Annotated in this window: 11 protein-coding genes; 10 read left to right on the top strand and 1 reads right to left on the bottom strand. The window is 75.6% G+C overall.

The window, feature by feature from the left end:
• Nucleotides 1-770 (bottom strand): IclR family transcriptional regulator (locus ACFV4N_RS33265; RefSeq protein WP_499676616.1); only part of this gene is annotated, 770 nt, incomplete at its 3' end.
• 257 nt (nucleotides 771-1,027) lie between these two features.
• Here ACFV4N_RS33265 and ACFV4N_RS33260 point away from each other — a divergent pair.
• The 10 genes from ACFV4N_RS33260 to ACFV4N_RS33215 all read left to right on the top strand — a co-directional run.
• Complete coding sequence (locus tag ACFV4N_RS33260) at nucleotides 1,028-2,206, top strand: 4-hydroxybenzoate 3-monooxygenase (protein ID WP_499676615.1); 1,179 nt, start codon at nucleotides 1,028-1,030, stop codon at nucleotides 2,204-2,206.
• 32 nt (nucleotides 2,207-2,238) lie between these two features.
• Nucleotides 2,239-3,063 (top strand): CoA transferase subunit A, encoded by an 825-nt coding sequence (locus tag ACFV4N_RS33255; protein WP_499676614.1) that lies wholly within the window; start codon nucleotides 2,239-2,241, stop codon nucleotides 3,061-3,063.
• 20 nt (nucleotides 3,064-3,083) lie between these two features.
• Entirely contained in the window at nucleotides 3,084-3,812 is a 729-nt protein-coding gene (locus ACFV4N_RS33250) for a CoA-transferase subunit beta (protein WP_499676619.1), read from the top strand.
• Nucleotides 3,809-4,561: a protocatechuate 3,4-dioxygenase subunit beta gene (pcaH, locus tag ACFV4N_RS33245; protein WP_499676613.1), complete on the top strand. Its 753-nt coding sequence runs from the start codon at nucleotides 3,809-3,811 to the stop codon at nucleotides 4,559-4,561. Before ACFV4N_RS33250 ends, pcaH begins: the two co-directional genes overlap by 4 nt.
• Nucleotides 4,548-5,123, top strand: a complete 576-nt coding sequence (gene pcaG / locus ACFV4N_RS33240; RefSeq protein ID WP_499676612.1) for a protocatechuate 3,4-dioxygenase subunit alpha — start codon at nucleotides 4,548-4,550, stop codon at nucleotides 5,121-5,123. The genes pcaH and pcaG overlap by 14 nt, the downstream gene beginning before the upstream one ends.
• On the top strand, nucleotides 5,116-6,462 hold the full coding sequence (pcaB, locus tag ACFV4N_RS33235; protein WP_499676611.1) for a 3-carboxy-cis,cis-muconate cycloisomerase: 1,347 nt from the start codon (nucleotides 5,116-5,118) through the stop codon (nucleotides 6,460-6,462). The genes pcaG and pcaB overlap by 8 nt, the downstream gene beginning before the upstream one ends.
• Nucleotides 6,462-7,229, top strand: coding sequence for a 3-oxoadipate enol-lactonase (gene pcaD / locus ACFV4N_RS33230; RefSeq protein WP_499676618.1), 768 nt, complete (start codon nucleotides 6,462-6,464; stop codon nucleotides 7,227-7,229). The genes pcaB and pcaD overlap by 1 nt, the downstream gene beginning before the upstream one ends.
• Nucleotides 7,226-7,609 carry a 4-carboxymuconolactone decarboxylase gene (pcaC, locus tag ACFV4N_RS33225; protein ID WP_499676610.1) on the top strand — a complete coding sequence of 128 codons (384 nt, stop codon included), beginning with the start codon at nucleotides 7,226-7,228 and terminating at the stop codon, nucleotides 7,607-7,609. The genes pcaD and pcaC overlap by 4 nt, the downstream gene beginning before the upstream one ends.
• 96 nt (nucleotides 7,610-7,705) lie before the next feature.
• Nucleotides 7,706-8,386, top strand: coding sequence for a polysaccharide deacetylase family protein (locus tag ACFV4N_RS33220; protein ID WP_499676609.1), 681 nt, complete (start codon nucleotides 7,706-7,708; stop codon nucleotides 8,384-8,386).
• 5 nt (nucleotides 8,387-8,391) lie between these two features.
• Nucleotides 8,392-9,620: SGNH/GDSL hydrolase family protein (locus tag ACFV4N_RS33215; RefSeq protein ID WP_499676608.1), on the top strand; the 1,229-nt coding region annotated here is incomplete at its 3' end.

Genomic DNA, 9,620 nt, shown 5'->3' with positions numbered 1-9,620 from the left:
GCCCCGGCGTCCGCGGTCTCGGCCAGCCGGCGCGCGATGCCCTCGGCGGCGGCCCGCAGGTCCGGCACCAGGCGCTGGAGGTCGGTGCGCACCGAGCGCACCACGATGCCCAGCGCGCCGGCCGGCCCGGCGCCGCCGCCCGGGATGGCCACCGCCACCGAGCACGACCCGAGCGTCATCTCCTCGCTGGTCAGCGCGTAACCGCGGGACGCGGTGGCGTGGACCTCGCGCAGCAGCCGCCCGCGCTGGGTGATGGTGTACGGGGTGAAGCGGGCCAGGGGGCGTTCGACGTACTCGCGCACGAATTCGGGGTCGGCCCGCGCGAGCAGCGCCTTGCCGACCCCGGTCGGGTGCAGCGGCAGCCGCGAGCCGGTGCGCGAGACCAGCGGCACCGAGCGGTGGCCGCACAGCTTCTCCACGTACAGGGCGTCGTAGCCGTCGCGGACGGCGAGGTGGATGTTCTCCCTGGTGGCCTCGTACAGGTCCTGCATGAACGGCAGCGCGGTCTCGCGCAGCCTGCCGGACACCGGGGCCAGTGCCGCGGTCTCCCACAGCCGCAACCCGATGCTGTAGCGGCCGTCCGCGCCGCGGTCCAGGGCCTGCCAGGACGACAGCTCGGCGGCCAGCCGGTGGGCGGTGGCCAGGGGCAGGTGGGCGCGGCGGGCCAGCTCGGTGATGGTCAGCCTCGGGTGCGCCGCGTCGAACGCGGCGAGCAGGGCCAGCGCCCGCCCGGTCACCGAGCGCCCGGGAGCACCGTCGCGGACCGCCATGCTGGCCTCCTCGTCCTGCCGCGCCACCGCACCGGCGTCGCCGCCGCGGGCACACCGCCGCGGGCACACCGCCGCGGGCACACCGCCGCGGGCACACCGCCGCGGGCACACCGCCGCGGGTACACCGTTGTCGGCGCACCGCGTGAACACCGTTCGGAATGACCCTAGCTGCGGCATCGGGGCGGGATCTGCCCGGTCTTCCACTGGCCGGAAGAACTTCCTGGCGGCCGGCGGCGCGCGGCTCTTGGCTCTAGGGCATGCGAACCCGAGTCGGAATCGTCGGCGCCGGTCCGGCCGGCCTGGTGCTGTCCCTGCTGCTGGCCGAGCGCGGCATCGACTCGGTGATCGTGGAGGCGCGCGGCCGCGAGGAGATCGAGCGGACCATCCGGGCCGGGGTGCTGGAGCAGGGCACGGTGGAGCTGCTGACCGACCTGGGCGTGGGCGCGCGGGCGCTGGCCGAGGGCGCCCGGCACGAGGGCGTCGAGCTGCGGTTCGACGGGCGTGGCCACCGGATCGACTTCACCGGCCTGACCGGGCGGGCGGTGTGGCTCTACCCGCAGCACGAGGTGCTCAAGGACCTGATCGCCGCCCGGCTCGGGGCCGGCGCGGACATCCGGTTCGGCGCGCGGGACGTGGCGCTGCACGACGTGACCTCCGACGAACCGGTCATCTCCTTCACCGACGCCGACGGCACGGCCGTGCGGCTGCGGTGCGACGTGATCGCCGGCTGCGACGGCTCGGCGGGCGTCAGCAGGCGCACCGTGCCCGAGGGGGAGCGCACCGACTACTTCCGCACCTACCCGTTCGGCTGGTTCGGCATCCTGGCCGAGGCGCCGCGCTCGGCGCCGGAACTGGTCTACGCCCACTCCGGGCGCGGGTTCGCGCTGATCAGCACCCGGACCCCGGACGTGCAGCGGATGTACTTCCAGTGCGCGCCCGACGAGCGCCCGCAGGACTGGGACGACGACCGGATCTGGGCCGAGCTGAACGCCCGGGTCGCGGGCGAGGACGGCTTCACCCTCAACGAGGGCCGCATCTTCGACAAGAGCGTCATCGCCATGCGCAGCTACGTGTGCGAGCCGATGCGGCACGGCAGGCTGTTCCTGGCCGGGGACGCCGCGCACGTCGTGCCGCCGACCGGCGCCAAGGGGCTCAACCTGGCGGTGGCCGACGTGGTGGTGCTGGCCCGCGCGCTGGAGCGCTTCTTCGCCACCGGCGACACCGAACCGCTGGACGCCTACGGGCCGACCGCCGCGCGCCGGGTGTGGCGGGCGCAGCACTTCTCTTGGTGGATGACCTCGATGCTGCACCGGGACCCGGACGGCTCGCCGTTCGACCTCAAGCGGCAGCTGGGCGAGCTGGAGCTGGTCGCCGGCAGCACGGCCGCGGCCACCCACCTGGCCGAGGCCTACACCGGCTGGCCGATCGAGCCGTGAACGACCGGAGGACGACGAGGGGGAGGGGCGGAGTGGCCCTGATCGGAACGCTGGCCGAGGCGGTGGCCGAGCTGGTGCACGACGGAGACGTGGTGGCCCTGGAGGGGTTCACGCACCTGATCCCCGTCGCCGCCGGGCACGAGGTCATCAGGCAGGGCAGGCGCGACCTGACCCTGGTCCGGATGACGCCCGACATCGTCTACGACCAGCTCATCGGCGCGGGCTGCGCGCGCAAGCTCGTCTTCTCGTGGGGCGGCAACCCCGGTGTGGGGTCGCTGCACCGGTTCCGGGACGCGGTGGAGAACGGCTGGCCCGCGCCGCTGGAGCTGGAGGAGCACAGCCACGCGGGCATGGCCAACCGCTACGTGGCGGGCGCCTCGGGCCTGCCGTTCGCGGTGCTGCGCGGTTACACCGGCACGGACCTGGCCGGCGTCACCGCGAGCATCAAGCCCATCACCTGCCCGTTCACCGGCGAGCGGCTGACCGCCGTGCCCGCGGTCAACCCCGACGTCGCGATCATCCACGCGCAGCGCGCCGACCGGGCGGGCAACGTGCAGCTGTGGGGCCTGCTGGGGGTGCAGAAGGAAGCCGTGCTGGCCGCGGCGCGGAGCCTGGTCACCGTCGAGGAGGTGGTCGACGAGCTGACGCCCGTGCCGGGCGCGGTCGTGCTGCCGTCCTGGGCCGTGACGCGGGTGGCGGAGGTGCCCGGCGGCGCGCACCCGTCCTACGCGCAGGGCTACTCCGAGCGGGACAACGACTACTACGCCGCGTGGGACGCGATCAGCCGCGACCGCGACCGGTTCGGCGAGTGGCTCGCCGGGATCGAGGGCACCCGCACCGAGGGGGTGGCGTCGTGAGCGGTCACACCTCCGACGAGATGATGTCCGTGGCCGCCGCGCGGGCGCTGGTCGGCGGGCAGCGCGTGTTCGTCGGCATCGGCCTGCCCTCCACCGCGGCCAACCTGGCCCGCCGCACCCACGCGCCGGACCTGGTGCTGGTCTACGAGTCCGGCGCGCTGGGCTCGAAGCCGGACCGGCTGCCCGCCTCCATCGGCGACGGCGTCCTGGCCGAGACCGCCGACGCCGTGGTGAGCGTGCCCGAGGTGTTCAACTACTGGCTCCAGCCCGGCCGCATCGACGTCGGTTTCCTCGGCGCGGCGCAGCTGGACCGCTTCGGCAACATCAACACCACCGTCATCGGCGGCGACTACGGGAACCCGGCGGTGCGGCTGCCGGGCGCGGGCGGCGCGCCGGAGATCGCCGCGTCGTGCCGCGAGGTGTTCGTGGTGGTGCGGCAGAGCAGGCGGTCGTTCGTCGACCGGGTCGACTTCGTCACCTCCTTCGGCCACGGCCGCGGCCCCGGCGAGCGGGAAGCCCTCGGCCTGCCCGGCCGGGGACCGACGCTGGTGGTCACCGACCTCGGCGAGCTGCGCCCCGACCCGGTGACGCGCGAGCTGGTGCTGACCGCCCTGCACCCCGGCGTCGAGGTCGACCGGGTCCGCGCGGCCACCGGCTGGGACCTGGCCGTCTCGCCCGACCTGGTGGTCAACCCCGCGCCGACCGACGAGGAGCTGGCCGCGTTGCGCGCCCTGAAGGAGGCCTCATGACCCGGGCAGAACGGCCGGCCGCGCCGTCGCGGCTCGCGCTGCCGAGCTACCGCCGCGACCACGACAGCCACCCGCCGCTGGACTCGCCGGGCTACCGGTCCACCTCGCTGCGGCACCCCCGGCAGCCGCTGGTGCTGCTGCCGCACCTGCTCACCGAGGTCACCGGGCCGCTGCTGGGACCGGGCCGGGTCGGGGAGCTGGACCACGACCTGACCCGGCAGCACGCCGGCGAGCCGATCGGGCAGCGGATCGTCGTGTTCGTCCCCGTCCTGGACGGTGACGGCCGCCCGGTGCCCGACTCGCTGGTGGAGATCTGGCAGGCCAACGCGAGCGGCCGCTACCGGCACACCGGCGACCGGTGGCCCGCGCCGCTGGACCCCAACTTCGACGGCGTCGGCCGCACCGTCACCGACGCGCTGGGGCGCTACGAGTTCGTCACCGTCAAGCCCGGCGCCTACCCGTGGCGCAACCACGACAACGCCTGGCGGCCCGCCCACATCCACTTCTCGCTGTTCGGCCGCTCTTTCACCCAGCGGCTGGTCACGCAGATGTACTTCCCGGACGACCCGCTGTTCGGCCAGGACCCGATCTACAACTCCGTGCCCGAGGCCGCCCGGCGCCGCATGGTCTCCCGCTTCGACCTGTCCCGCACCCGCCCGGAGTGGGCGCTCGCCTTCGAGTTCGACATCGTGCTGCGCGGCTCGGCCGCCACCCCGTTCGAGGAGGAGGACGAGGATGACGAGCACTGACCCCGCCGGCGCCGCCCCGCCCACCACGCCGTCGCAGACGGTCGGCCCGTTCCTCCACATCGGACTGCTCTGGGACGACGGCCCGCACGTGGTGCCCGAGGGCACGCCCGGCGCGGTGTGGTTGCGCGGACGGGTGCTCGACGGCGCGGGCGAGCCGGTCACCGACGCCCTCGTCGAGACCTGGCAGGCCGACCCCGACGGCCGGTTCGACCACCCCGACGACCCGCGCGGCCCGGCGCCGGGCTGGCGCGGCTTCGGCCGGTCCGACACCCGCGACGGCGGCTACGCCGTCCACACCGTCGTGCCCGGCCCGGTCCCCGGACCGGACGGCGCGCCGCAGGCGCCGCACATCGACGTGTCGGTGTTCGCCCGCGGCATGCTGCACCGCACGGTCACCCGCGTCTACTTCCCCGAGCACGCCGACGCGCACGCCGCCGACCCGGTGCTGCGGGTCGTGCCCGCCGACCGCAGGCACACCCTGATCGCCGCCCGCGCGGACGACGGCTACCGGTTCGACGTGCGGTTGCAGGGCGACGGGGAGACCGTGTTCTTCGATGTCTGAGCTGTTCGACGGCGTCCTCGCGGCGGGCCCGGTGCGCGACCTCGTGGGCGACACCGCGTGGCTCCAGGCCATGCTGGACTTCGAGGCGGCGCTCGCCCTCGCCCAGGCCGAGGTCGGCGTGATCCCGGTCGGGCACGCCGAGGCCATCGCCGCGCAGTGCCGCGCCGAGCACTACTCCGCCGCCGGGATCGGCGCGCGGGCCGCGGGCATCGGCAACCCGGCCGGTCCGCTGGTGCGCGCCCTCACCGCGCGCGTCGGCGGACCGGCCGCCGGTCACGTCCACCAGGGCGCCACCAGCCAGGACGTGGTGGACACCGCCGCCGTCCTGGTCACCAGGCGGGCGGTGGACGCCGTGCTGGCCGACCTGGCGGCGTGCGGCGACCTGCTGGCGCGGCTGGCGGCCGAGCACGCCGCGACCCCGCAGGCGGGGCGCACCCTGCTCCAGCAGGCGCTGCCGGTGACCTTCGGGTTCACCGCCGCCGGGTGGCTGTCCGGCCTCGACGCCGCCGCCGGTCGGCTGCGCGCGCTCGGGCCGCGGCTCGCCGTGCAGTACGGCGGCGCGGCGGGCACCCTGGCCGCGCTGGGCGACCGCGGCCCGGCCGTGCTCGCCGCCCTGGCCCGGCGGCTCGACCTGGCCGAACCGGTGCTGCCGTGGCACACCGAGCGGGGCCGCGTCGGCGAGGTGGCCGGCGCGCTCGCCGCGGTGTGCGCGGCCGTCGCCAAGACCGCCGGCGACGTGGTGCTGCTGGCCCAGACCGAGGTCGCCGAGGTGGTCGAGCAGGGGCCGGAGGGGACGGGCGGGTCGTCCACCCTGCCGCACAAGCGCAACCCGGTGGCCGCGGTCGCCGCGTCCGCCGCCGCGGCCCAGTCGCCCGGCCTGGTCGCCACGCTGCTGGCCAACGCCGCCCACGAGCACCAGCGCGCCGCGGGTTCCTGGCACGCCGAGTGGCGGCCGCTGACGGAGTTGCTGCGGTGCGCGGGTTCGGCGGCGAGGTGGCTGCGCACGTGCCTGGAGCGGCTGCGCGTGGACCCGGACCGGATGCGCGCCAACCTGGACCTGACCGGGGGGCTGCTGCTGGCCGAGCGGGTCACCGCCGCGCTGGTGGACTCCGGTGTCGGCCGGCTCGACGCCCACGACGCGGTGACGGCGTGCTGCCGCCGCTTCCCCGGACCGGGCGCCGGGGGCGCGTCGCTGGTCGACGTCCTGGCCGGTGACCCGCTCGTCGGCGCCCACCTCGACCGCGCCCACCTCGCCCGCCTGCTCGACCCGGCCACCGGGACGGGCAGCGCGGAGCTGTTCGTCGCACGCGTGCTCACCTCCCGGGAGGCGGACCGGTGATCGAAGTCCACCACGTCGAGCACGGGCCGCCCGACGGGCCCGTGGTCGTGCTGTCCGGCTCCCTGGGCAGCGACCTGAGCACGTGGGAGCCGCAGGTGCGGCCCCTGGCGGACGCCGGGTTCCGGGTGGTGCGCTACGACCACCGCGGCCACGGCGCGTCACCGGTGCCGCCCGGCCCCTACCGCCTGGCCGACCTCGCCGACGACGCGCTCGCCCTGCTCGACCGGCTCGGCGCGCGGCGCGCGCACTGGGTGGGCCTGTCGCTGGGCGGCATGGTCGGCATGTGGCTGGCCGCGCACCACGCCGACCGCGTCGCCGGCCTCGTGCTGTGCTGCACCTCCGCCGCGCCGGGACCGCCCGAGGGCTGGGTGGAGAGGGCCGCCGCCGTGCGCGCGGGCGGCACCGGCGCCGTCGCCGACGCCGTGGTGGCGCGCTGGTTCACCCCGGGCCTGCGGGCCGCCGACCCGGCGGGCGTGGCGCGCTACCGGGACGTGGTCGCCGCCACGCCCGCCGAGGGTTACGCGTCCTGCTGCGAGGCCATCGCCACCATGCGCCTGACCGAGGTGCTGCCGCGCATCACCGCGCCCACGCTGGTCCTGTCCGGCGCCGAGGACCCCGCCACCCCGCCGGAGCACGGCGAGCGCATCGCCCGCGCCGTCCCGGGCGCGCGGCTGGAGGTGGTGGCCGGCGCGGCCCACCTGGGCAACGTCGAACAACCCGAGCGCTTCACCGCCGAGGTGCTGCGCCACCTGGAGGGGAACCCGTGAACGCACGGCACGAACAGGGCATGAAGGTGCGCCGCGAGGTGCTCGGCGACGCCCACGTCGACCGCGCCACCGCGGCCGCGACCGACTTCACCCGGCCGTTCCAGGACTACATCACCGAAGCCGCCTGGGGTTCGGTGTGGGCGCGCGACGGCCTGGACCGCCGCACGCGCAGCTGCCTCACCCTGGCCCTGCTCACCGCCCTGGGCTGCCACGAGGAGCTGGCCCTGCACGTGCGCGCGGCGGTCCGCAACGGCCTGACCCCGGACGAGATCGGCGAGGTGCTGCTGCACACCGCGGTGTACGCGGGTGTGCCCCGCGCCAACGCCGCCTTCGCCGTCGCCCGGCGAACGCTGGCCGAGCAGGACCCGGCCTCCAGTTGAGACTCGAAACATCCGCGAAACGTATGGCTGAAGGGAGCACCTGATCGGATAGTGGTGCCGCCCGCTGCGGTGTCCGAACGAAAAGAGGTTGCCCCCATGCGGTGGAGAGCGGTCGTCCTGACCACCGGCCTGGTCCTCGGCCTGGCCGCCGGCACCGCCCAGGCGGGCGAGGCGGGCGAGACCGAGATCATCGACTCGACGCGCCACGGCGGTCGCACCGTCGCGCTCACCTTCGACGACGGCCCCAACCCGGAGGACACCCCGCGCCTGCTGCGGGTGCTGCGCAAGCACCACGTGAAGGCGACCTTCTGCCTGTGGGGCGACTACGTCGAGCAGCACCCGGGGATCGTCCGCTCGATCGTGGCGAACGGGCACGTGCTGTGCAACCACACCATGCACCACGACGACCTGGCCACGTGGACGCCCGAGCAGATCGAGGCCGACCTCAGGCAGACCAGCGCGGCCATCCGCCGCGCCGTGCCGTGGGCGCCGCCGATCCGCTACTTCCGCGCGCCCTACGGCTCCTGGGGGCAGTCGCCGGCCGTCGCCGCGAAGCTGGGCATGAAGTCGCTCGGCTGGAAGCTGACCATCGCGGACTGGGAGCCGCCGGGCACCGACGAGCTGGTCAAGCGGCTGCGCGAGGGCATCACGCCCGGCGCCGTGGTCCTCCTGCACGACGGGCCGAACGACCGGGGGCAGACGGTGGACGCCGTCGACCGGATCATCCCCGAGCTGCGCGCCGAGGGCTGGCGCTTCGACCTGCCCGCGAAGCGGTGACGCCGGTGAAGCGCCACTGGAAGGCCCTGCTGGTCGCCCTGCTGCTCCTGGTGCCCTTCCCGGCGACCGCGTCCTCGCACGGGTCGCTGTCGTGGGTCGCGACGTGGGGCACCTCGCCGACCACCGTCCCGGCCTCCGACACCACGTCCTTCGAGGACCAGACGCTGCGGCAGGTCGTCCACCTGTCGGTCGGCGGCAACAGCGTGCGCGTGCGGCTGTCCAACGAGTTCGGCGCCGAGCCCCTGGTCATCGGGGAGGCGCGGGTGGCGCGGCGGGCGGGCGGCGGGTCCGCGATCGAGCCGGGCACCGACCGCCGGCTGACGTTCGGCGGGCGCGCCTCGGCCACCGTCCCGGCCGGCGCGCCGCTGCTCAGCGACCCGGTCGCGCTGCCCGTGCGGGCGGACTCCGACCTGGTGGTGAGCATCCACCTGCCGGAGCGGACGCGCGGCAACACCGTGCACGCGTTCCCGTACCAGGACGGCTGGGTCGCGGCCGGCAACGTCACCGGCGCCCGCGACCTCACGCCGACCGCCGTGCTGGGCAAGTGGCACTTCCTCACCGGCGTCAGCGTGTCCGGGCGCGGCGAGGCCGTGGTGGCGCTCGGCGACTCCATCACCGACGGCGCGGAGACCACGCGCGGCGCCAACCGGCGGTGGCCGGACCTGCTGGCCCGCCGGTTCCGGCAGGACCGGCAGCTGCGGGACCTGGGCGTGGTCAACCAGGGCATCTCGGGCAACCGCCTGCTGCACGACCCGAACCCGCCCGCCGGGCACCCGGCCGAGGGCTACGCGAACTACTTCGGGCACTCCGCGCTGCGCCGCTTCGACCGCGACGTGCTCGCCCAGCCGGGCGTCGGCCACGTCGTGGTGCTGCTCGGCGTCAACGACCTGGGCCACCCCGGCACCAGCGCGCCGCTGTCGGAGAAGGTGAGCGCGGAGGACGTCATCGGCGCCCACCGCCAGCTGATCGCCCGCGCCCACGCGGCCGGCCTGCGGATCCACGGCGGCACCATCCTGCCGTTCAAGGGCGACACGCTCGGCTTCCACAGCCCCGAGAACGAGGCCGCCCGCCAACAGGTCAACCACTGGATCCGCACGAGCGGCGAGTACGACGGCGTGATCGACTTCGACCGGGCGACCCGCGACCCGGCCGACCCGGAGCGCCTGCGGGCCGACTACGACAGCGGCGACCACCTGCACCGGAACGACGCGGGCATGGCCGCGATGGCCGAGGC

This window comes from Actinosynnema sp. NPDC059797 (assembly GCF_042732085.1).
Lineage (GTDB): Bacteria > Actinomycetota > Actinomycetes > Mycobacteriales > Pseudonocardiaceae > Actinosynnema.
The sequence above is the reverse complement of the archived record's forward strand: the minus strand, read 5'-3'. Positions and strand labels throughout refer to the sequence as shown.

Coding starts and splice junctions, on each gene's coding strand:
- ACFV4N_RS33260 (WP_499676615.1), top strand. CDS start 1,028: ATGCGAACCCGAGTCGGAATCGTCGGCGCCGGTCCGGCCGGCCTGGTG.
- ACFV4N_RS33250 (WP_499676619.1), top strand. CDS start 3,084: ATGATGTCCGTGGCCGCCGCGCGGGCGCTGGTCGGCGGGCAGCGCGTG.
- pcaH (WP_499676613.1), top strand. CDS start 3,809: ATGACCCGGGCAGAACGGCCGGCCGCGCCGTCGCGGCTCGCGCTGCCG.
- pcaG (WP_499676612.1), top strand. CDS start 4,548: ATGACGAGCACTGACCCCGCCGGCGCCGCCCCGCCCACCACGCCGTCG.
- pcaB (WP_499676611.1), top strand. CDS start 5,116: ATGTCTGAGCTGTTCGACGGCGTCCTCGCGGCGGGCCCGGTGCGCGAC.
- ACFV4N_RS33220 (WP_499676609.1), top strand. CDS start 7,706: ATGCGGTGGAGAGCGGTCGTCCTGACCACCGGCCTGGTCCTCGGCCTG.